The sequence below is a fragment of the Pseudomonas sp. FSL L8-0168 genome, assembly GCF_037976155.1.
GTDB lineage: Bacteria > Pseudomonadota > Gammaproteobacteria > Pseudomonadales > Pseudomonadaceae > Aquipseudomonas > Aquipseudomonas paracarnis.
The window spans coordinates 4,285,373-4,307,785 of sequence record NZ_CP150262.1; the positions used below are offsets into that span (position 1 = coordinate 4,285,373).

Sequence of the window (22,413 nt, forward strand, 5' to 3'; positions counted from 1 at the left end):
TAGTGAGCACGTTGCCTCCCTGCCCGAAATGCAATTCCGAATACACCTACGAAGACGGCGCCCAGCTGATCTGCCCGGAATGCGCCCATGAATGGTCCGCCACTGGCGAGGCCGAAGTGGCTGGTGATGAAACCGTGAAGAAAGACGCTGTGGGCAATGTCCTGCAGGACGGCGACACCATCACCGTGATCAAGGACCTCAAGGTCAAGGGCACTTCCCTGGTGGTCAAGGTCGGCACCAAGGTCAAGAACATCCGCCTGTGCGACGGCGACCACGATATCGACTGCAAGATCGACGGGATCGGCCCGATGAAACTCAAGTCCGAGTTCGTACGCAAAGTCTGATCCTGCTGCATTCCATCCCGCGCCCGCCGCGGGATGGCGTTTCGCCCTCTGCGTTGATCGAACGCAATACCCACACAGAAAAACCCAGAAACTGCCAATAGACGCTTGCTATTCTACGAATAAGAATTATTCTCATTGAAACCCATCAAGGAGAACGACCATGACTTATTTGATAGATGCCTGGCTGGATCGCCCCCACCCTTACCTGCGAATCCTGCATCGGGAAACCGGTGAAGTCTGTGCGGTGCTTGAGGAAGAAGCGCTGAACGAGCTACAGGACCAAGGCGATCTGGACGTGAATGGCCTGAGTTCCAGTGAGCCTGGGGTGCTGAAGGAGGTGGTAAGGAATCTGTTTCTGTTCTGCTATGCACGAGCGTTGCGCCCGGCGACCGACTTGAATGGCAAGTTCCATCCATGAAGAAACTGGCAAATGCCTGTTGGGGCGAACGCGTTCGTCCCAACAGGTAATCAGCAGGTCTTACAGAACGTCGAGCAGCTCGACGTCGAATACCAGAACGCTGTGCGGCGGGATGCTGCCAACGCCTTGAGCGCCGTAAGCCAGTTCGCTCGGCACGTACAGGCGCCATTTGCTGCCGGCATTCATCAGTTGCAGGGCTTCGGTCCAGCCGGCGATCACGCCACCCACCGGGAATTCCGCAGGTTGGCCGCGCTCGTAGGAGCTGTCGAACACAGTGCCGTCGATCAGGGTGCCGTGGTAGTGGGTGCGCACTTGGTCTTCACGGGTCGGCTTCGCGCCGGTACCGGCGGTCAGCACTTCAAATTGCAGGCCGGAAGCCAGGGTGGTGATGCCATCACGCTTGGCGTTTTCTGCCAGGAAAGCCAGGCCAGCGCCCGCAGCAGCTTCAGCCTTGGCAGCGGCTTCGGCTTGCATGATTTCGCGGATCACTTTGAAGCTGGCTGCCATTTGCTCTTGGTCAACACGGCTTGGCTGGCCTGCAAACGCGTCGGTCAGACCGGCCAGGATTGCGTCCAGGCTCACGCCCGGTGGCGGGTTGTCGCGCAGTTGGTCGCCCAACTGACGGCCGATACCGTAGCTGACGCGGGTTTCGTCGGTGGACAGATTAACGTCGGACATGAAGAGGCTCCGCTGTAGGACACCACGGTTTCCCGCGCTGCCCAGAACTAAAAGGGCCCGCAGACTAGCACACAAGAGCGGCCCATGATCAGCCCCACCCCGGCATCGCATTAGCGTGCCGATGACCCTTCGTCGCCCGGCAATAAAAGTATTTCAGAATTGTCCCTTGCCGCCGATACAGCCCTACACATCTTGGCTGGCTCAAACAACAACACACCGTCCAGCAGACAGACATCACTCTTCAAGGAGCTTTCGATGAACAGCTGGTTCGGTAACATCAGCGTCAATCTCAAACTCGGCCTGGGCTTCGGCCTGGTGTTGGTCCTCACTTCAGTCCTGGCGCTCACGGGCTGGACCAGCCTCGGCGGCTTGATCGACCGTAGCAATTGGATGAGCGATATCACCCAGCTCAACGCCTCGCTGACCAAGCTGCGCATCGTGCGCTTGCAATACATGCTGGCCAATGGCGACGAAGCCGTGGCGCAGAACGTACAGACCAGCCTCGATGCCTTCGCCGCTCAGCAACAGAAGCTGCTGGATAGCTTCAAGAGCCCGGAAAACCTCAAGCTGCTCAATGACCAGAAAGCCGTCATTACCGCCTACCGCCAGTCCTTGAACAAAATGCGCGAGGCCTACCGCAATGGCAACGCTGCGCGCGACGTCATGGGCGCCAAGGCCGATATCGCCAACGCGCAAATCAATGCGCTGCAAACCAGTGTGCAACAGGCGCCGGATAGCCCGGAACGCTTCACGCAATTTCTGGCCGTGACCCAAGCCAAGAATGAGTTCCAGCAAGCTCGCTACGAAGTGCGCGGCTATACCAATAGTCCCAACGCAGAAACCGAAGCCCGCGCTGCGGCGCAACTGGAAAAAGCCGTCGCCGGTTTGAAGGACCTCAGCGCGGCGTTCGGTACCGGTCAGCAAAGCGCATTGTCGGCCCTGGAAACCGCCCTCGGTGCCTACCGCAGCGCCGTGCAGAGCTACAAGGCAGCCAACGCCAACATCGTCACCGCCCGCGCCGAAATGACCACCCAGGGCGCCGATATCGTGACCATCAGCGACAAGCTGTACGACATTCAACTGGAACGTCGCGACGCTGAAAGCACCCAGGCCCGCAGCCTGCAATTGATCAGCACCTTGCTGGCTTTGCTGGTTGGCGTAATTGCCGCCTGGGTCATCACCCGACAGATCACCCGCCCGATCCAGGACACCCTGGCGGTGGTAGAGCGCATCGCTTCGGGCGACTTGAGCCACAACATCCAGGTAACCCGTCGTGATGAGCTGGGCGTGCTGCAACAAGGCATCCAGCGCATGGGCACGACCCTGCGCGAGTTGATCAGCGGCATCCGCGATGGCGTCACTCAGATCGCCAGCGCCGCCGAAGAGTTGTCAGCGGTGACCGAGCAGACCAGCGCCGGCGTGAACAGCCAGAAGATCGAGACCGATCAGGTCGCTACCGCCATGCATGAAATGACGGCCACTGTGCAAGAAGTCGCGCGCAATGCCGAGCAGGCTTCCCAAGCCGCTTCCGACGCCGACGGCCAAGCCCGCGAAGGCGATAACGTGGTGGCTGAAGCCATCGCCCAGATCGAACGCCTGGCGGCCGAAGTGGCGCGCTCCACCGACGCCATGACGCACCTGCAACAAGAGAGCAACAAGATCGGCAGCGTGATGGACGTGATCAAGGCCGTGGCCGAACAGACCAACCTGCTGGCCCTGAACGCCGCGATTGAAGCCGCGCGTGCCGGTGAGGCCGGGCGTGGCTTCGCGGTGGTCGCCGACGAAGTACGCGGCCTGGCCCAGCGTACACAGAAATCCACCGAAGAAATCGAAGGCCTGGTTGCCGGCTTGCAGAACGGCACCCAACAAGTCGCCAGCGTGATGAACAACAGCCGCAGCCTGACCGACAGCAGCGTCGAACTGACGCGCAAGGCCGGGGTATCCCTGGAAAACATCACCCGCACCGTGTCGAATATCCAGTCGATGAACCAGCAGATCGCAGCGGCCGCCGAACAGCAAAGCGCCGTGGCGGAAGAGATCAGCCGCAGTATCGTGAATGTGCGGGATGTGTCCGAGCAGACCGCGACTGCCAGTGATGAGACGGCCAAGTCGAGTGTGGAACTGGCTCGATTGGGTAGCCAGTTACAGCAGATGGTCAGTCATTTCCGGGTGTAGCACCACAACCACTGTGGCGAGGGAGCTTGCTCCCGTTGGACTGCGTAGCAGTCCCGTTTTTTAGGGGCGCTTCGCACCCCAGCGGGAGCAAGCTCCCTCGCCACAGGTGCAAACTTAGACATACTCGGCCCTCCTAGAGTTGGGCCTTACCTCCAGCGCACTTACCGGAACACGTGAGCCTTTGGACGCGGGTCAATGCGTCCTTTGAGGTGGCCGGGCTAGTAGGCCTTCCGCATCAATCCGGCACGGATTACTAGCCCGTGGCGGTCAGTCCAGAATTCGCGCGCGTACCCGGCCCCCCAAAAGCGACAAACGCAGAACGGGGAAGATCCTAACCAACATTCCCGTCTAAGGTGTGTCTAACAGTGGTCAAATATCCAGTATCGCCGATAGATTCATTGCAAGCTTTTGCAGTCAAAATCAGGCAAGAGAAGATGCCTAAAGGATCCATGCCGGCCATCGTTCCGTCTTGCGTGACGACGTGACCGGCAGTTAGTATCCACCTGCGGGTCAATGCGTCCTTTGAGATAGCAAACCCCAGCCACTCACTGGGTTTGCAATAAAAAACCGCCCTACTAAGGCGGTTTTTTTTTGCCTGCCATTTACCCTTCAGACCTCGCTGTCCTCGACAAACGCCAGCCGATTCCCAAACGGGTCACGGATACTCATCTCCCGCGAGCCCCAGGGCGTGTCCTCAACCCCAGGCTTGGCATATCGGTACTCTTTGCCCAGCAACTGCTGCTGATACGCATCGACCCCTTGGGCCTGAATTCGCACCGCCGCCCCCGGCGAAGCATCACCATGATGCTCGGACAAATGCAGCACGCATTCCCCCAGCGAGACCTGAAGGTACAACGGGAAATTCGCCTCGAAACGATGCTGCCAATCGACCTTGAACCCCAGGAAGTCGACGTAGAATTCCAAGGCTTTGACCTCGTCGAAAATCCGCAGAATGGGGACGACTTTTCCTAAGTGCATGGCGACAGCTCCGTATAAAAGAAGCCCCACTATAGAGCCGTAAACCCACCACGCAAATCCCCGCTACGCGCCAGGAACCGGCCTGCTCTCGCGCCGTTCGCCTGCCCATCGCGATAGCTCAATACGCCATTGACCCACACGCCATCAATCCCTTCAGCTGCGCGCTGCGGTGCGGTGAAATCCGCCACATCCCGCACCCGCAGGGGGTCGAACAACACCAGGTCAGCCCAGTAGCCTTCACGGATCTCGCCACGCTCGGCCAGCCCAAAGCGCGCCGCCGACAAGCCGGTCATCTTGTGCACCGCCGTGTGCAAAGGGAACAAGCCGACATCCCGACTGAAATGCCCGAGTACCCGTGGGAAGGCCCCCCACAAGCGGGGATGAGGAAACGGGTCTTCAGGCAAGCCGTCCGAGCCCACCATCGACAACGGATGCGCAAGGATGCGCCGAACGTCGGCTTCATCCATCCCGTAATACACCGCCCCTGCCGGCTGTAAACGGCGAGCGGCCTCCAACAGCGAAACGTTCCACTCGCCAGCGATGTCCTGCAAATCGCGCCCGCCCATGTGCGGGTGCGGTGTCGACCAGGTGATGGTGATGCGAAACGCGTCGGTGACCTGTTTGAGGTCCAGGGTCGAGGAACTGGCAGCATAGGGATAGCAATCACAGCCCACCGGATGATTTTCCGCTGCAGCTTGCAGAGCCGCCAACAACTGCGGACTGCGCCCCCAATTACCGGCACCCGCGCATTTAAGGTGGGAAATAATCACCGGCACCCTGGCATGTCGGCCGATCAGAAACGCCTCATCCATTGCCTCCAGTACCGGCTCGAACTCGCTGCGCAAATGCGTGGTGTACACCGCACCGTAGGCCGTCAGTTCTTCAACAAGCTGCAACACCTCATCAGTCTCGGCGTTGAATGCGCTGGCGTAGGCCAGGCCTGTGGATAACCCAAGGGCACCGGCCTCCAGGCTCTCTTGCAACTGCACGCGCATGGCCGCGATTTCATAGGGCGTGGCGGTGCGATGCAGGTCATCCATATGGTTGCTGCGCAGCGCCGTGTGGCCGATCAGGGCGGCAACGTTCACTGCCGGATCGGCGCCTTGCACTGCGTTGCGATAATCGCTGAACCGCGGATAACAGAACTGCTCACGCTTGCCCAATAAGTTCATTGGGTCCGGCGGGTCGCTGCGCAAACTCACCGGCGAGGCGCTGATGCCACAGTTGCCGACAATCACCGTGGTCACGCCTTGGCTGAGCTTGGGCAGCATCTGCGGCTGGCGGATCACCACCGTGTCATCGTGGGTGTGCACGTCGATAAAACCCGGCGCCAATACGCGGCCATGGGCGTCGATGACTTGCTCGGCCCGGGCTGTGGACAAGTCGCCGATCGTGCGGATGCGCCCTGCGTGCACGCCCACATCGGCGACATACCCTGGGGTGTTACTGCCATCGATGATCAGCGCCTGGCGAATCAGCGTGTCGTACGTCATATCAGTCTCCAAGCGGCAGGCTGTCAGGGCCGCCGCGGTAATCATCCAGGGCCAGCTTGATCCGGCGCAGGCGTTCCTGGTTGTCGTCCGGCAGGGCCAGCGCCAGCTCGGTGGCGAGCAGGTCGATGGCCAGCAGCATGCCGTAGCGGGCGGCGGTGGGTTTGTAGATAAAACTGGTTTCCGCCGGTTGCAGCGGCAGCAGGACATCCGCCAATTCGGCCAGGGGAGAGTCCGCGAGGGTGATGGCAATGATCCGTGCGTCGTAGTTGCGCGCCAGTTTCACCACATCCAGTAATTCAGGTGTGCGGCCGGTGAGGGAACAGACAATCAAGGCATGTTGCGGGCCCAGGGTCGCGGCCGTGACGCGCATCATCACCGGGTCATGGCAGGCCGCAATCGGGTAGCCCAGACGCACCAGGCGCACCTGCAATTCATCGCTGCACAGGCTGGAAGGGCCGCCCATGCCGAACGCATGAATCATCCGCGCCTTGCCCAGCAAACTGACCGCATCGACAAAGCTGTGCTGGTTAAAACCTGACAAATGCTGGCGCAGCGTCGCTTCGATATCGCCCAGAATTTGCCGATGAAAGGCCGACTGTTCCGGCAACCCCGCCGGGTCCAGGAAGCGGCTGCCCACACCACTGGCCTGGGCCAGCTGCAGGCGCAAATCGCGCAAGTCACGGCAGCCAACGCTGCGGGCAAAACGCGACAAGGTCGCGGTGCTGACCTCGGCCCGCTGGGACAACGCCTCCAGGCTGGCCGAGGCGGCAAAGCCCACATCTTCAAGCATCAACTTGGCGATACGCCCTTCGCCGGCGCTGAACGAGTCCTGGCGGGCGCGGATCTGGTAGAGGATGTCCATGCAGGCTCCGGTTATAGAATCAGGCTCATAACACCAGGGACAAGCCGTAGGTCAGACCGAAGGCGACCAGCGAAATCAGGGTCTCCAGTACGGTCCAGGTCTTGAAGGTCTGGATGACCGTCATATTGAAGTATTCCTTGATCAGCCAGAAGCCGCCGTCGTTAACGTGGGAAAAGATCACCGAGCCCGCACCAGTCGCCAGCACCAGCAATTCAGGGTGTGGATAACCCAGGCCCAAGGCGACCGGCGCGACCACCCCGGACGCGGTGGTCATGGCTACCGTGGCCGAGCCGGTGGCGACGCGCATCAACGCGGCGAACAGCCAGCCCATCACCAGCGGCGACAACTGGAACGCATGAGCCAGGCCAAGGATTTCATGAGTAACACCAGCGTCCACCAGGATGCGATTCAACCCACCGCCCGCGCCCACCAGCAAGGTAATGCTGGCGGTCGGCGCCAGGCATTCGTTGGTGAACTTGAGGATCGACTCGCGGTTGAAGCCCTGGGCCAGGCCCAAGGTCCAGAAACTCACCAGGGTCGCCACCAACAGGGCGATCACCGAGTTGCCGATAAACAACAGGAACTGGTTGAAACCGCTGCCCGGCGTAGAAATCACGTTGGCCCAGCCGCCGATCATCATCAACACCACCGGCAGCAGGATGGTGCCCATGGTCAGCGCAAAGCTGGGCAGGCGTGTACGCGGTTCACGCTCGATAAACTGGCGCTCCAGCGGGTTTTGCGCCGGCAACTGAATGTGCGGCACGATGAACTTGGCGTAGACGGGCCCGGCAATGATCGCCGTGGGGATGCCAATCAGGATCGCATACAGCACCGTTTGCCCGACCGAGGCGTTATAGGCCAGCACCGCCATCATTGCCGCCGGGTGCGGCGGCACCAACGCATGCACCACCGACAGGCCAGCGACCATCGGCAGCCCGACCATCAGGATCGACACGCCCACGCGCCGCGCCACGGTAAAGGCAATCGGCACCAGCAACACAAAGCCGACTTCGAAAAACAGCGGCAGCCCCACCAGGAACGCGATACACACCATCGCCCAGTGGGCATTGCGTTCACCGAAGCGGTTGATCAGCGTGCGCGCCACCTGCTCGGCGCCACCGGACTCGGCCATCATCTTGCCGAGCATGGTACCCAGCGCCACCACCAGGGCGATATGCCCCAGGGTCTTGCCGACACCCGCCTCGTACGAACCCATGATGGTGTCCGCCGGCATTCCGGCCATCAGCGCCAGGCCGATGGACACCAGGGTAATCACGATAAAGGGGTTGAGTCGGTAGCGTGCAATCAGCACGATCAATGCAATGATGGCGATGGCAGCGTATGCCAACAGCCCGAAGCCCGGTGATGCGGCCATGCGGTACTCCTCGGAAAGGGTCACGTCGAATTGGTTGTGAAACTCATAAATCATTCCCGAGGAGCATTTTCAATTTTTATGAAAGTAATTTTCGCCCACGGATAAGCGCTGTCGCTTGGGGATATGCCCGACGTGGGTGGATGAAAATTCGGAGGGTGTTCTTACATGAAGATCAGTGAAGGCGGAAACTCAAACGCCGCCCTTGAGTCATAGACTGCGCATCCATTGCCCAGGAACCCGCTCATGATTCGCGCCACAATTGCCGCCAGCGTCCTGCTCTTGTGCAGCAGCGCTTATGCCGCCGACAACCCTGCCTTGAAAAAATGCATGGACAGCGCCAATACCACCGCCGACATGGTCAATTGCAACGCCAGGCAAACCAAGGTGCAGGACGACCGCCTGAACCGTGCCTACAAAACCGCCCTCGCCGCCCAGGAAGGCCCGCGCAAACAGCAACTGCAAGACGTGCAGCGCCTGTGGATCAAATACCGCGACGCCAATTGCGCCTACGCAGGCAGCGCCACCGGCGGCACGATTGATCAGGTAAACGGCTCAGGCTGCGTGCTGGACATGACCCAGACCCGCGCTCAGGAGCTGGAAGACCTGGTCGGGCCGTAATAACAACCTCGCTCCTACAGAAGAAGGCGTCAGTCGTGATGAACCTTGGCGCGCTTGAGCAGTTTTTTGCAGCGCTCGGATAAATGCAGTACCCGCAGGTGCTTGCCAGCCTTGGTGTAGCGCTCGCGCAGGGTCATCAGGGCGGCAATCGCCGAATAGTCGACAAAGCTCAGGTGACGGCAATCCAGCGTGACCTGAGCCGGGTCGTTGGCCGGATCGAACTGATTCAAAAACGGCGTGATTGAGGCAAAGAACAACGTGCCGTGCAGCCGATAGAGCTTGCTGCCATCGGCCTCCAGGTGTTCATCGGCGTACAGTTCCCGCGCCTGCTGCCAGGCGAAGTTCAGCGCGGCGATGACGATACCGCACAGCACAGCGGTGGCCAGGTCAGTGAACACCGTAATGATCGTCACCGCCATGATCACCAGCACATCATTGAGCGGCACCTTGTTGATCACCCGTAGCGACGCCCAGGCGAAGGTCTGTTGCGACACCACGAACATCACGCCCACCAACGCCGCCAGCGGGATTCGCTCGATCAGTGGCGACAGAAACAGAATGAACAATAGAATCATCACCCCGGCAAACGCCCCGGAGAAACGCCCACGCCCGCCCGAGCTGAGGTTGATCACGGTTTGCCCGATCATCGCGCAACCACCCATGCCGCCAAACAGACCCGAGACCATATTCGCCGCGCCCAGGGCCACGCTTTCGCGGTCAGGATAACCACGGGTCTCAGTGATTTCGTCGGTGAGGTTGAGGGTCAGCAAGGTTTCCAACAGGCCAACCATCGCCATCAAAAACGCGTAGGGCGCGATGATGCCGAGGGTTTCCAGGGTCCAGGGAATCTGCGGCAGCGCGAAGGTCGGCAAGCCACCGGCGATGTGCGCCATATCCCCCAAGGTACGGGTCGGCAAACCGAGCAGGTACACCGCCAGGCCCACACCCAGAATCGCCACCAGCGCGGGCGGCACGGCACGGGTCAGGCGCGGCAGCAGGTACACAATGGCCATGGTGACTGCCACCAGCCCGGCCATCACGTACAGCGGCGTGCCGCTGAGCCAGGTTTCGCCGCTCTTGAAATGCTCCAATTGCGCCAGCGCAATGATGATCGCCAGGCCGTTGACGAAGCCGAGCATTACCGAATGCGGCACCATGCGCACCAGCTTGCCCAGGCGCAACAGGCCGAAAGCGACCATGATCAACCCGCCCAACAATACCGTCGCCAGCAAATACTCCACACCGTGTTGCACCACCAGCGCGACGATCACCACCGCCATCGAACCGGCGGCGCCCGAGACCATGCCCGGCCGGCCGCCGAACAACGCGGTGAGGGTGCAAATGATGAAAGCACCGTAGAGGCCCATCAGCGGGTTGAGATGAGCCACCAAGGCAAAGGCGATGCATTCGGGCAGCAAGGCGAAAGACGTGGTGAGGCCGGCCAGGGCGTCGGCGCGCAGACGGGTGAGGTTCATGGAGTACCAGGGAATTGCGGGGGATAAGGCGGGGAATGGTACGGAATTGCGGCGGGTGGGGCTAGTGAAGTGTCAGCTCCGAGGTACCGAGTCGCCTCTTTCGCAGGCAAGCCAGCTCCCACATTTGATAGGGGTCACACCTTAAAAATGTGGGAGCCGGGCTTGCCCGCGATGGCCACGCCGCGGTGCTAAGCGAACATCAAATCATCTCGTTGCGAATCCACTCCACCACCGACGTACGCTTCGGCGCCCAGCCCAACAGTTCACGAGCGTGTTTACCGCGCACGCGGCTGTTGGAGCCCAACCCGTAATTGGCCATTTCATACCCCCACTCGGCCTCAGCCTCGGCCAATGGCCAATCCTGCGGCTCGCCCAGGTTCAGCGCTTGGGCAATCGCCGTGGTCATGTCGATGAATGCTGCTTCGCTGCTTTCCACGAAGTAGAAAGTACCCGGGACGTTTTTGGTCAGCGCCAGCAGATACAGGGCGACCACGTCTTCAATATGCACGTTGGACCAGATGTTCTGCCCGCTGCCCACATGGCGCACTACTCCGCTTTTGCGCGCCTGCTTGAGCAAGCGCGGCAATTGCACGCTGTCACGCTTCACGCCCAGGCTGTGGCCGTAGATCAGGGTGTTGCAGATCACCGCCGAATTCACGCCGTCATTGGCCGCCGCGAGGATCAGGTTGTCGATGGCCACGCGGGCAGCCTTGTCGACGGTCGGCTCAGGCAGATTGCTTTCGAAGTAGATGACCTCACTGGCCTTGCCACCGGAAGCATCGCCCACGATGCTTGAACCGCTGGTATGCAGGAATGGCTTGTTCGAACCTTTCAGGGCCGCCAGCAAGGTTTCTACGGCGGCGCGGTGATCGCTGCTGGCGGCGTTGATCACCGCATCGGCCTTGTGCGCCTGCTCGATCAATACGGCTGCGTCGTCGAGGGTGCCGATCACCGGTGCGATGCCCAGGGCAGTCATTTCGGCGGCTTGCTCGGCGCTGCGCACGAGGCCGGTGACGTGATGGCCGGCGTTGACCAGGCCGGTGGCGATCGAACCGCCGATAAACCCTGCTGCACCGGTAACGAATACATTCATGGAGGTTGCTCCTGACTGGGTAAGTGATGCGCCCAGTATCCAGCTCCCACTGCTGTCTAATAAGCCCGTACAGCCCAATTCACTCTTGCGCGCAAGTCACGAATCAGCGCGCATACCGCGCCAACTTGGCCTGAATGAAGTCCAGGAAGCACTGAATGCGCAGCGCCAATTGCGAGTTGCGATAGAACACCGCGTGGATCGGCTGGCGATAACCGCTGTTGGACGCCTCCAGCATGGGCACCAGGCGGCCGGCATCGATATCGTCGACCGTCATGAAATTCGACAGGCAACAAATTCCCTGCCCCTGCAGCGCCAACTGGCGCACGGTTTCGCCACTGGAGGCGCTGACATTGGGCTGGATCAGCCAGCGGTCACCTTCACCATGGCGCAGCGGCCAGTGGTTGAGGGTCTCGGTGTGGGTGAAGCCCAGCAAGGTGTGATCAGCCAACTCGGCAACGGTCGTCGGCGTGCCGTACTGCTTGAGGTAGTCGGGGCTGGCCAGGACATGCAGCGGCGTGCTGCCCAGGAACCGCGCATGCAGGGTCGAGTCGGCAAGGGCGCCGATGCGAATGGCGATGTCGGTGCTTTGCTCCAGCAGGTCGATGATCAAATCATCGCTGTTGAGCTCCAACTGGATATCCGGGTAGAGGCTGCGAAATTCAGCGATGTACGGCACGATCCCATGCAGCATGAACGGCACGGCGGCGTTGATACGCAGGCGCCCGGCCGGCTTTTTCTGGCGCGAGGACAGGCGCTCTTCCAGCTCATCCATCTGCGCCAGGATCAGCTTGGCCTGCTCGAAGAAGTACTTGCCCTCCTCGGTCAAGTCCATGCGTCGCGTGGTGCGGTTGATCAGCGTGGTATCGAGCTTGGCTTCCAGGCGCGACAGCGTGCGGCTGACCGCAGACGGCGTTTGCCCGACCTTTTCGGCGGCGGCAGAAATCGAGCCGCATTCAATCACGCTGACGAAGATCTGTAGCTCATCGGAACGGGCTTTCACGGGCAGTCCTTCATTAACGGCTGAAAAATGCCCGCTCATTATTAACCAGCCAGCAACAAATGGCCTCCCAACAACGCCATGCCGGTAAAAAATCCACGTTTGAACCACACGGCACTGATACGCCGACGCACCACCTGGCCCAGCCACATCCCCAGCAAGGCCGGCACCAGCGCCAACACCGACGCCCCCATTTCACCCCCGCCCAGCACACCGCGCCAAGCCAGCCCGGCGGCAAGTGCCAACGTCGATACGGTGAACGACAGCCCCAGCGCCTGCACCAAATGGTCACGGCTCAAGCCCAGCGCTTGCAGGTACGGCACCGCAGGGATCACGAAGACACCGGTGGCCGAGGTAATGATGCCGGTGATCACCCCGCACATGGGGCCCAGCCAGCGCTCGGTTCGGGGCGCGACCTTGAAGGTCGGCAGGAATAACCCGCTCAGCGCATACACCAGTAAAGCCGCGCCCAGGGCACGCACCACCCAAGGTCCGCTACCCATGCCTAGCCACAAGGTGCCCAACCCGGTGCCGAGGAAAATCAGCAACAGCATCGGCCACAGGCGTTTGAGCAAGGCACCCAAGTGCCCGCCAAAGGACAGTTGCCACAGGTTGGTCACCGTCGAAGGAATGATCAGCAATACCGCAGCCTGCGCCGGCAGCATAGCCAGGCCAAGCATGCCCATGGCTACAGTGGGCAAGCCCAGGCCGATGACGCCCTTCACCGTACCGGCCAGCAGGAAGGTAGTGATGACCAGCGCTGTCAGTGCGGGACCGAGGTTTTGGTAGAAGCAGAGGAAGGTATTCATGCATCGATTGTGCAGGGCTGGAGAGTGGCTGAAAATTCGCCATATACTGAGCCAGCCTCTTGTTTTGCGTGAGGCTGATGACGCTATCGCAGACAAGCCAGCTCCCACATTTGGAATTGTGAATACATTCAAGGGTGGGAGCTGGCTTGCCTGCGATGAGGCCCTTCCAGTCACTGGGAAACTTCATGCACTTTGACCTCATCGACCTGCGCCTCTACCTGCACATCCTGGACAGCGGCAATATCACCGCTGGCGCGGCCCGCAGCCACCTGTCCCTGGCTGCCGCCAGCGCACGCATCCGAGCCATGGAGTCTTCACTGGGCATCGCGTTTCTCGAGCGCGGCCGCCGTGGCGTAACCCCAACACCCGCGGGCAAAGCCCTGGCCCGGCATGCTCGCCTGCTGTTGCAGCAGGCCGACCATCTGCAGCAAGACCTGGCCGAATACGCCAATGGCGTCAAAGGCCAGGTACGCCTGCTGTGCAACACCACCGCCCTCAGCGAATACCTGCCGGAGCTGCTCGCGCAGTTTTTGCGCGAGCATCCCAACCTCGATATCGACCTGCAAGAGTTGCCCAGCCTGCGCATCACCCACGCCTTGCGCCAGGGCACCGCCGACCTGGGGATTATTTCCGATGCGGTAGACACCCACGGCTTGCAGACCCTGGCGTTTCGCGACGACCCGCTGGTGCTGATCATGCCCCTGGACCACCCGTTGACCAACCCGAGTTTTATCGAGAGCCTGCAATACGACTACGTGGGCCTGGGGGCGAACAGCGCGTTGGCGGTTTACCTGGAAGAACAGGCACTGCACGCTGGCTTTCGCTTGCAGACGCGCATTCGCGCCGACGGTTTTGAGGGGTTGATTCGCATGGTCGTCGGCGGTGCGGGCCTGGGCATCGTGCCTCAGGCCGCCTTGGACCGCTGGCCGTCAGAACGCCGTTTCAAGGCCCACCCCCTGCAAGAGGAGTGGGCCTGCCGCACGTTGCTGTTATGCGCACGCTCGTTCGAGCAACTGCCGGGTTATGCCAGGGCTTTGTTCGACGCCTTGGCCCTGCCCTTGCGGAAGAACCCGTAATACACAGCCGACAGAATCAGCAGGAACGGCACGCCAAACACCAGTGTCATCTTGAAGGCGTCGGTGAAATAGGTGGTGATCATCACCGCCCCCATCAGCACCAACCCCAGCAACGTGCTGTAGGGAAACAGGCGCAACTGGAACGACAACTTCGCCCCGCCATGACGCTTGCGATAGCGGCGGAAAAACAGGTGAGTGAGGAAGATCATGAACCAGGTGAAGATCGCGCCAAACATCGAGATCGCCATCATCAGGGTGAACGAACTTTCCGGGTACACCACGTTGAGCAACGTCGCCAGGGCAATACCCGAACTGGACAGCAGCAAAGCGTTGAGCGGAATGCCGTTCTTGCTCAACGCGCCCATGGACTTGGGCGCAAAGCCGGCGCGGGACAGGCTGAACATCATGCGCGTGGTGATGTAGAGCTGGCTGTTCATGGCCGACAGCGCTGCGATCAGGATCACAAAATTCATCACTCCAGTGGCGCCGGGAATGCCGATGGTCTGCATCACTGTGACAAACGGGCTCTGGGCCTGGCCGGCCTGGTTCCACGGTACGATGGCGAGCATCAGCGCCAGGGTCAGCAGATAGAACACCACCAGCCGCACGATGGTAGCGCGGAAGGCTTTCTTCACCGCCTGCTCCGGGTCGGCGGCTTCACCGGCGGCCACGGCGATCATCTCGACACTGAGGTAGCTGAAGATCGACACGATCACCGCGATCCACATGCCACTCAAGCCATGGGGGAAAAAGCCGTCGTGGGCCGTGTAGTTCTGCACGCCGTAGTCGGGGTTACCAGAGCCGAACACCACATACACTGCCAGTATGATGAAACCGACAATAGCGCTGATCTTGATCGTCGAGAACCAGTATTCGAAGTTGCCGAAGGTCTTCACGCTGATCGCGTTGAGCAGGATCAGCACACTGGAAAACGACACGATCCACACCCACTCCGGCACGTTGGCAAACCAGTACTTCATGTACATCGCCACCGCCGTGACCTCGGCCCCCACCGCCAGCACAATCGCCGCCCAGTAGGCATACCGCACCAGGAACCCGGCCAACGGGCTGATGTAGAACTCGGCATAGGCGCCAAAGGAGCCGGAGGTGGAATGGGCCACCGTCATCTCCGCCAGGCAGCCCATCAGCAGCAAGGTAATCAATGCGCCGATGGCGTAGCTCACCAGCACGCTCGGCCCGGCATAACCGATGGCGTAGGCGCTGCCCATGAACAGCCCGGTGCCGATGGCGCCACCGATGGCGATCATGCTCATCTGGCCGGAAGTGAGCTGGCGCCTCAGGCCCAGTTCACGGTGGGTAATCTCTGCAAAGCCGTTGTCTGGCGTGGTCACGGGTGTGCCCCTTTATTATTGTGATAGTGGCTGACGCTGAACCTGTGGGAGCTGGCTTGCCTGCGATAACGGTAGTGAATGCACCGACGCTATCGCAGGCAAGCCAGCTCCCACATTTGATCTGTGTTGCTCTTAAGTAACGCTGTTGCGGACTTTGAATTGCGGCTGGTCCCAGGTGGCGTTGTCGAGAATTTCACCGAGAATTTCCACGGCGTCCCACACCTCGGTAAAGCTGCTATACAACGGCGTGAAGCCAAAACGCATGATCCGCGGTTCACGGTAATCGCCGATCACGCCTCGGGCGATCAAGGCCTGGATCACCGCGTAACCTTCGGGGTGTTCAAAGCTGACGTGGCTGCCGCGCCGGGTGTGTTCACGCGGGGTTATCAGTTCCAGGCCATGGGCGGCGCAACGGCTTTCGACCAACGCAATAAACAGGTCGGTCAAGGCCAGGGATTTGCGGCGCAGGCTGGCCATGTCGGTCTGGGCGAAAATCTCCAGGCCGCATTCCACCATGGCCAACGAGGTAATCGGCTGCGTACCGCAGAGGTAGCGGGCAATGCCGGCGCTGGGGGCGTAGGTGGACTCCATGGCGAACTGGCGGGTATGCCCGAACCAACCCGACAACGGCTGGCGCACCACATCCACCAACGCCGGGTTGACCCACACAAACGCCTGGGAGCCCGGGCCGCCGTTGAGGTATTTGTAGGTGCAGCCAATCGCATAATCCGCGCCGGCATGGTGCAGATCGACAGGCACCGCGCCCGCCGAATGCGCCAGGTCCCAGATGCTCAGCGCGCCGCACTCGTGGCTCAGTGCGGTCAGCGCCGCCATGTCGTACATATAGCCGGTCTTGTAGTTGACGTGGGTGAGCATCACCACCGCCACGTCCGCATCAATGGCCTGGGGCAGTTCGGCCGGGCTGTTCACCAGGCGCAGGGAATAGCCTTGTTGCAGCAATTCGGCCAAGCCTTCGGCGATGTACAAGTCGGTGGGAAAGTTGCTCGCTTCGCTGACGATGACCTTGCGCGCAGGTGTACGTTGGCGCTGCACACTCAAGGCGGCGCTGAGCACTTTGAACAGGTTGATCGAGGTGGTGTCGGTGATCACTACCTCGCCGTCACGCGCACCAATCAATGGCGCCAGGCGATTGCCCAGGCGCTGGGACAACTGCGCCCAGCCAGCGCTGTTCCAGCTACGAATCAAGCCGTTGCCCCACTCCTCGGCGATCACCTGTTGTGCGCGTTCCAGCGCCGCCACCGGGCGAGCGCCGAGGGAGTTGCCGTCGAGGTAGATCACGCCCTCGGGCAAGGCGAATTGGGCACGCAGGGGGGCCAAAGGGTCCTGTGCGTCGAGGGCTTGGCAATGGCTTCGAGTGGTCATGGGTCGTCCTGGTTTTTATAGGTGAGGATGGACCAAATAATGAACGAACTTTTAGAGAATTTTCGTGCAAAGTGGTGGGTAAACGGCTATTTAAGCTGTAGGAAATTCGAATTTAACCTCCAAACACGCGGATATCTTCCAAGCATGATTCTCGACGCCACCGACCTGCGCCTCCTGCATTTCCTGCAACAGGATGGCCGCATCAGCAACCAGGAATTGGCGGAAAAAGTCGCGCTGTCGCCGTCTGCATGCCTGCGCCGTTTGCGCCTGCTGGAGAGCGGGAATCATCAGCGGCTACCGCGCGGTATTGAACGCCGAGCAGTTGGGGATCGAGCTGGAAGCCATCGTGCACCTGTCGTTGCGCCAGGATGTGGAGGACTGGCATGAGACGTTCATCAAGAAGGTGCAAGGCTGGCCGGAGGTGGCGAGCGCCTATGTGATCACCGGCGCCAGCAACTATGTGCTGCGGGTGCAGGCGCGCAACCTCAAGCACTTTTCGGACTTTATCGTGAACCACCTGAACCGCACGGCGGGGGTGATGGATATCCGTTCGGAGATCGTGCTGCAGAAGATCAAGGACCGGGATGAGGTGTTGGACCTGGTCGTGCGCAAATAACACAAACACCCCAAAACCAATGTGGGAGCTGGCTTGCCTGCGATAGCGGTAGTGAATGTTCCACCGCTATCGCAGGCAAGCCAGCTCCCACAGTTGACCGAGTTGATCAGTCTTCCAGAGCACGCACTCGTTGCATGCGCTGCTGTTCTATTGGCGCATCCGCCACCTGCAACTCAAAGTCAAAATCAATCTGCGCAAACCGTCCTTGCACGCCAAATTCCCGCGCCAGTTGCGGATCGTCGCTGAAGCGGATCTCGGCAATCAGTTCATCGCGGGTGGCATAGGCGAAGTCATCGTGCAGGTACGGGTCATCCGACAGGTTGATCTGCGTGGTCAGGTGCCGGTGCCCAGGCGCCGAAATGAAGAAGTGGATATGCGCCGGCCGTTGCCCGTGGCGCCCCAATTGGTCGAGCAACTGTTGCGTCGGCCCGCTCGGCGGGCAACCGTAGCCCGAAGGTACGATGCTGCGAAAACGGTAGTTGCCCTGGGCGTCGGTCTCGATACGGCGACGCAGGTTGAATTCAGATTGATTCGGGTCGAACCACGAGTAAGTGCCGCCGGTATTGGCCTGCCACACATCGACAATCGCCCCCGCCAATGGCTTGCCTGCGGTATCGCGCACTTGCCCGCGCATGAACAACGGCACCGCGTCGTCCTGACCATCATCCAGCCGTGCTTCGTATTGGGACAGCGGCGCGCCGGCCACATACAACGGGCCTTCGATGGTGCGCGGTGTACCGCCGGACTTGCCTGCCTGCTCATCGGCGGCGTCCATCAACAGGTCCAGATAATGCTCCAGGCCCAGGCCGGCAGCGAGCAGACCGGCCTCCTGGTTTTTGCCCAGTTCATTGAGGTAGTTGACCGCCTTCCAGAATTCTTCCGGGGTCACTTCCAGGTCTTCGATGATGTTCACGGTGTCGCGCAGGATCCGGTAAATCAGCGCCTTGGTACGTGGGTTGCCCGCGTCATTGAGGTTGCCGCTGGCTTCTTCGAGAAACTGTTGGGCGTGGGCAGTCTGGGACAGGCGGATGGACATGGTGCATTCCTCATCTTGTAGTTATAGGTGCAAGCCGGCTCAGCGGTCGTCCGCATGGATCGACGACGGATGGCGGCACAGCGCGTTCACTTCGATGGCCATGTAGGGGAACAACGGCAGTTGCATCAGCAGGTCGTGCAGGTCCTGGACGCTGTCGACATCGAACACGCTGTAGTTGGCGTAATGCCCGGCGATGCGCCACAGGTGGCGCCATTTGCCCTCTTGTTGCAGGCGCTGCGCCAAGGCTTTCTCCTCGGCCTTGAGGCTGGCGGCACGCTCGGGGTGCATATCGAGGGGCAGGTTCACGGTCATTTTTACGTGGAACAACATGGCAGAGGCCTCTTAGTGTTTGTCACGGCGAAAGAACGCCAGGCGCTCTTCATCGAGCGTCAGACCCAGGCCCGGCGCAGTGGACACATGCAGCTGGAAATCGCGGTACACCGGTGGCTCGGTGAGGATGTCTTCGGTGAGCAACAGCGGGCCGAACAATTCGGTGCCCCACGCCAGGGTGTTCAGCGTGAGAAAGGCATGGGCCGAGGCCAGGGTGCCAATGCCGCCTTCGAGCATGGTGCCGCCGTACAGGCCGATGCCAGCCGCTTCGGCAATCGCCGCCGTGCGCAATACAGCGCGAGGGCCACCGTTCTTGGCGATCTTGAGGGCGAACACCGTGGCCGCGCCTTCACGGGCCAGGTTAAAGGCGTCTTCCACACATTCGATAGATTCATCGGCCATGATCGGCACCGGGCTCGACAGGTTGAGCCGGGCCATGCCGCCACGGTTGTTGCGCGAGATCGGTTGTTCGATCAGATCGATACCGTGGTCGCCGAGCACCTTGCATGCCCGCAGGGCCACGGCCTCATCCCAGGCCTGGTTGACGTCGACGCGCACACTGGCGCGCTCGCCCAGGGCTTTCTTGATTGCGATCACATGGGCCAGGTCGCGGCTGACTTCACCGGCGCCAATCTTCAATTTGAAGAGGCGGTGACGGCGCAGGTCGAGCATTTTCTCGGCCTCGTTGATGTCCTGTTCGGTATTACCGCTGGCCAGGGTCCAGGCCACCGGCAACGCATCACGCACACGCCCGCCCAGCAGCTCGCTGACCGGCAGCCCGAGGCGTTTGCCGAGCGCGTCGAGCAAGGCGCTTTCGATACCGGACTTGGCAAAGGTGTTGCCGCGAATACTGCGTTCCAGGCGCAACATGGCCGCATTGACGTTGCTCGCGTCCTGACCGATCAATAGCGGCGCAAAGTGGCGGTCGATATTGATTTTGATGCTGTCGGGGCTTTCATTGCCGTAGCTCAGGCCGCCAATGGTGGTGGCTTCGCCGATGCCTTCAATGCCGTCGGCACAACGCAGGCGGATGATCACCAGGGTCTGGTTTTGCATGGTGTGCATCGCCAGCTTGTGCGGGCGAATGGTGGGCAGATCAACAATAAGCGTGTCGATCGATTCGATGGCGCAAATCGGCATGGCAATACCCGTTGGGTTCTTTATAGATTTGCGTCGATTCTGTGCCGCATTTTTTTGGGGTTCCAATATAGAATTGGTCTGGTGCAATACCCTCAAGGTATGAAAGGAGTCGATATGGAACTGCGTCACTTGCGCTATTTCCAGGTGCTGGGCGAAACCCTTAACTTCACCCGGGCTGCCGAACGCCTGCACATCGCCCAGCCGCCCTTGAGCCGGCAGATCCAGCAGCTGGAGGATGAACTGGGGGTGGTGCTGCTGGAGCGCAGTCGGCCTTTGCGCCTGACCGAAGCCGGGCGTTTTTTCTATGAGCACGCTAATGTACTGCTCGAACAACTGGACAAGGTCTGCGACACCACTCGGCGCATCGGCCAAGGCGAGAAAACCTGGCTGGGCATCGGCTTCGCGCCGTCGACCTTGTACGGCGTGCTGCCGGAGCTGATTCGGCGCCTGCGCACCCACGAGGCCCTGGAGCTGGAGCTGGGTTTGTCGGAAATGACCACCTTGCAGCAGGTCGAAGCGCTCAAGGCTGGCCGCATTGACGTGGGCTTCGGGCGTATTCGCATCGACGACCCGGCCATTGTCCAGCGCGTACTGGTGGAAGACCGCCTGGTGGCGGTGCTGCCCAGCGGTCACCCGTTGCTGGGCGCTCCGGCCACCCTCGCCCAATTGGCCGGCGAACCCTTCGTGCTCTACCCCGGCAACCCGCGCCCCAGCTATGCCGACCATGTGATCGCGCTGTTCGACGCCCATGGCTTGAGCGTGAAGGTGGCGCAGTGGACCAACGAATTGCAGACCGCTATCGGCCTGGTGGGCGCCGGTATGGGCGTGACGCTGGTGCCGGCGTCGGTGCAGGTGCTGCATCGGGCGGATATTGGCTATACGCCGGTGGTGGAGGCGACGGCGAGTTCGCCGATCATCCTCAGCCGGCGGGTGAATGACCGGTCGCCGGGGCTGACTCATTGCCTGCAACTGGTTGAGGAGTTGATCTGAGATCCTCCAGGCACCCCATACTCCATGTGGGAGCAGGCAAGCCAGCTCCCACCTGTTGATCCTCACCCGAGTTCAAGTAATGCGCAGGCGCTTGCGTTGCAATGTCTGGCTGGGCGACTCATCGAACAGCTTGCGGTATTCCGCCGAAAACCGCCCCAGGTGCGTAAACCCCCAGCCCAGGGCGATTTCAGAAATAGTGCGCATTGAGCCCTGCTCCAGAATTTCCTGGCGCACCGCCCCCAGCCGATGCTTCTTCAGATACGCCATGGGCGACAGTGCGAAGTACTTGCGAAACGCATCGAACAGTTTGAACCGCGACACGCCCGCCGCCGCTTCCAGGTCTTCCAGGTGCAGCACTTCACGGGCGTTGTCGTGGATGAATTGCCGCGCACGGATCAAGTAGTGCGGCAGTTTTACCCCCAACACGTCGCGCAACTCTTCAGAGTAGTTATTCGGTTGGGCCAGGATCAGCCCCTTGATCAGCGAGCTTTCCAGGTCACGGGTAAACGCCGCCTGCTCGTACAACTCGCTGCTGCATTCCAGTTCGGCGATGAAGTATCGCGCCATGCGCCACCACGAGGCCGGTGCTCCGTCCACAGCATCCATCACCGACTCAAACCGCAGCGGTGCATCGATGGGCCGTTGCAGCAAACCTTCCAGTGACTCGCTCATCGCCGCGCGGGTGATCACCACCTGCAACTTGCGGCAGTCACCGGAAATCGCCAGCACCTGATGCTCATTGGGTGAAATGATCACGCCCTGGTCGCGGTTGGAACTGAGGCGCTCACCGTTCTTGCTCAGCTCCTGCTCGCCCACCAGCGGCAGGCTCAAGCTGTAGCTGCGAAAGTGCTCGGCGTCTTCGATGTCGATGGTCACATCGGTACCGTATTCGATCACGCCCAGAGTGGTGGCGCGGGACTTGAACACGTTGGCGCTGTGGTGAAAGCGCAGGCGCTCGGGGGTGGCCGTCGCCAGGCGATGGGGCCCGCAGATGCCGGACATCCAGCTGCGCGCGCCTTCCAGGTCGAAGCGTTGAATATGAATATCGCGTGTCTGGCTACTCATCAGGGTGCACCCACGGCGGTTAGGCATTTGCGCGCTCTGGCGGCGCGTCGTTGAACCTCGACAGCAAGTTCCAGGCCACGCCAGCAGCGTGGCCACTGGGTGGATAGTAA

At 60.8% G+C, this 22,413-nt stretch carries 21 protein-coding genes and 1 pseudogene; 7 read left to right on the forward strand and 15 right to left on the reverse strand.

Annotated features, from left to right (window positions below; all coding sequences use genetic code 11):
* The first annotated feature begins 2 nt into the window (after positions 1-2).
* Together MHH62_RS19645 and MHH62_RS19650 are read left to right on the forward strand one after the other, a co-directional pair.
* A complete protein-coding gene (locus tag MHH62_RS19645; protein WP_014719892.1) occupies positions 3-344 on the forward strand; it encodes a zinc ribbon domain-containing protein YjdM in 342 nt (113 codons plus the stop codon).
* A gap of 160 nt (positions 345-504) precedes the next feature.
* Positions 505-762 carry a hypothetical protein gene (locus tag MHH62_RS19650; protein WP_005791321.1) on the forward strand — a complete coding sequence of 86 codons (258 nt, stop codon included), beginning with the start codon at positions 505-507 and terminating at the stop codon, positions 760-762.
* A gap of 60 nt (positions 763-822) precedes the next feature.
* Here the strand turns inward: MHH62_RS19650 and MHH62_RS19655 are convergent, their stop codons facing one another.
* Positions 823-1,440, reverse strand: a complete 618-nt coding sequence (locus MHH62_RS19655; RefSeq protein ID WP_130175432.1) for an FKBP-type peptidyl-prolyl cis-trans isomerase — start codon at positions 1,438-1,440, stop codon at positions 823-825.
* Between the two features lie 255 nt (positions 1,441-1,695).
* On the opposite strand from MHH62_RS19655, the gene MHH62_RS19660 reads away from it, so the two are divergent.
* A complete protein-coding gene (locus MHH62_RS19660) occupies positions 1,696-3,615 on the forward strand; it encodes a methyl-accepting chemotaxis protein (protein ID WP_339231689.1) in 1,920 nt (639 codons plus the stop codon).
* Positions 3,616-4,224: 609 nt separating this feature from the next.
* Here MHH62_RS19660 and MHH62_RS19665 read toward each other — a convergent pair.
* Genes MHH62_RS19665 through MHH62_RS19680 form a run of 4 tightly spaced genes read right to left on the reverse strand, consistent with a single transcriptional unit; the run spans position 4,225 to position 8,377 of the window.
* Positions 4,225-4,593 carry a glyoxalase superfamily protein gene (locus tag MHH62_RS19665; protein WP_019817475.1) on the reverse strand — a complete coding sequence of 123 codons (369 nt, stop codon included), beginning with the start codon at positions 4,591-4,593 and terminating at the stop codon, positions 4,225-4,227.
* Positions 4,594-4,622: 29 nt separating this feature from the next.
* Positions 4,623-6,086, reverse strand: a complete 1,464-nt coding sequence (locus MHH62_RS19670; protein WP_020302506.1) for a D-aminoacylase — start codon at positions 6,084-6,086, stop codon at positions 4,623-4,625.
* 1 nt (position 6,087) lies between these two features.
* The gene (locus MHH62_RS19675; RefSeq protein ID WP_014719896.1) at positions 6,088-6,948 is read right to left on the reverse strand and encodes a MurR/RpiR family transcriptional regulator; all 861 of its coding nucleotides are present in this window, start codon (positions 6,946-6,948) and stop codon (positions 6,088-6,090) included.
* A 25-nt stretch (positions 6,949-6,973) separates the two neighbouring features.
* Positions 6,974-8,377, reverse strand: coding sequence for a gluconate:H+ symporter (locus MHH62_RS19680; RefSeq protein ID WP_020302507.1), 1,404 nt, complete (start codon positions 8,375-8,377; stop codon positions 6,974-6,976).
* A gap of 189 nt (positions 8,378-8,566) precedes the next feature.
* Here MHH62_RS19680 and MHH62_RS19685 point away from each other — a divergent pair, with 189 nt between their 5' ends.
* Positions 8,567-8,941, forward strand: a complete 375-nt coding sequence (locus MHH62_RS19685; RefSeq protein ID WP_339231692.1) for a lysozyme inhibitor LprI family protein — start codon at positions 8,567-8,569, stop codon at positions 8,939-8,941.
* A 29-nt stretch (positions 8,942-8,970) separates the two neighbouring features.
* Here the strand turns inward: MHH62_RS19685 and MHH62_RS19690 are convergent, their stop codons facing one another.
* The 4 genes from MHH62_RS19690 to MHH62_RS19705 all read right to left on the reverse strand — a co-directional run bounded on the left by MHH62_RS19690 (position 8,971) and on the right by MHH62_RS19705 (position 13,315).
* Entirely contained in the window at positions 8,971-10,416 is a 1,446-nt protein-coding gene (locus MHH62_RS19690; protein WP_339231694.1) for a SulP family inorganic anion transporter, read from the reverse strand.
* 199 nt (positions 10,417-10,615) lie between these two features.
* Positions 10,616-11,509 carry an NAD-dependent epimerase/dehydratase family protein gene (locus MHH62_RS19695; protein WP_339231696.1) on the reverse strand — a complete coding sequence of 298 codons (894 nt, stop codon included), beginning with the start codon at positions 11,507-11,509 and terminating at the stop codon, positions 10,616-10,618.
* Positions 11,510-11,612: 103 nt separating this feature from the next.
* Entirely contained in the window at positions 11,613-12,509 is an 897-nt protein-coding gene (locus MHH62_RS19700) for a LysR family transcriptional regulator (protein WP_339231698.1), read from the reverse strand.
* Between the two features lie 41 nt (positions 12,510-12,550).
* Entirely contained in the window at positions 12,551-13,315 is a 765-nt protein-coding gene (locus MHH62_RS19705; protein ID WP_339231699.1) for a sulfite exporter TauE/SafE family protein, read from the reverse strand.
* Between the two features lie 185 nt (positions 13,316-13,500).
* On the opposite strand from MHH62_RS19705, the gene MHH62_RS19710 reads away from it, so the two are divergent.
* Complete coding sequence (locus tag MHH62_RS19710; protein WP_339231701.1) at positions 13,501-14,391, forward strand: LysR substrate-binding domain-containing protein; 891 nt, start codon at positions 13,501-13,503, stop codon at positions 14,389-14,391.
* On the opposite strand, the gene MHH62_RS19715 is transcribed toward MHH62_RS19710, so the two are convergent.
* Positions 14,337-15,743, reverse strand: coding sequence for an amino acid permease (locus MHH62_RS19715; RefSeq protein ID WP_014719903.1), 1,407 nt, complete (start codon positions 15,741-15,743; stop codon positions 14,337-14,339). The two genes, MHH62_RS19710 and MHH62_RS19715, sit on opposite strands and share 55 nt — an antisense overlap.
* Positions 15,744-15,875: 132 nt before the next feature.
* Entirely contained in the window at positions 15,876-17,126 is a 1,251-nt protein-coding gene (gene kynU / locus MHH62_RS19720; RefSeq protein WP_060768073.1) for a kynureninase, read from the reverse strand.
* 144 nt (positions 17,127-17,270) lie between these two features.
* Here kynU and MHH62_RS19725 point away from each other — a divergent pair.
* A pseudogene (locus tag MHH62_RS19725) lies at positions 17,271-17,742 on the forward strand (Lrp/AsnC family transcriptional regulator).
* Between the two features lie 106 nt (positions 17,743-17,848).
* Here the strand turns inward: MHH62_RS19725 and catA are convergent.
* From catA to MHH62_RS19740, 3 genes are read right to left on the reverse strand one after another with little or no spacing between them, the layout of a single operon-like run.
* A complete protein-coding gene (gene catA / locus MHH62_RS19730) occupies positions 17,849-18,778 on the reverse strand; it encodes a catechol 1,2-dioxygenase (RefSeq protein WP_020302514.1) in 930 nt (309 codons plus the stop codon).
* 39 nt (positions 18,779-18,817) lie between these two features.
* Complete coding sequence (catC, locus tag MHH62_RS19735) at positions 18,818-19,108, reverse strand: muconolactone Delta-isomerase (protein ID WP_014719906.1); 291 nt, start codon at positions 19,106-19,108, stop codon at positions 18,818-18,820.
* A 12-nt stretch (positions 19,109-19,120) separates the two neighbouring features.
* A complete protein-coding gene (locus MHH62_RS19740; RefSeq protein ID WP_020302515.1) occupies positions 19,121-20,248 on the reverse strand; it encodes a muconate cycloisomerase family protein in 1,128 nt (375 codons plus the stop codon).
* Positions 20,249-20,362: 114 nt separating this feature from the next.
* On the opposite strand from MHH62_RS19740, the gene MHH62_RS19745 reads away from it, so the two are divergent.
* Positions 20,363-21,238 carry a LysR family transcriptional regulator gene (locus MHH62_RS19745; protein WP_198833724.1) on the forward strand — a complete coding sequence of 292 codons (876 nt, stop codon included), beginning with the start codon at positions 20,363-20,365 and terminating at the stop codon, positions 21,236-21,238.
* A 72-nt stretch (positions 21,239-21,310) separates the two neighbouring features.
* Here the strand turns inward: MHH62_RS19745 and MHH62_RS19750 are convergent, their stop codons facing one another.
* Positions 21,311-22,303 (reverse strand): AraC family transcriptional regulator, encoded by a 993-nt coding sequence (locus tag MHH62_RS19750; RefSeq protein ID WP_103452054.1) that lies wholly within the window; start codon positions 22,301-22,303, stop codon positions 21,311-21,313.
* Positions 22,304-22,413: the final 110 nt, after the last annotated feature.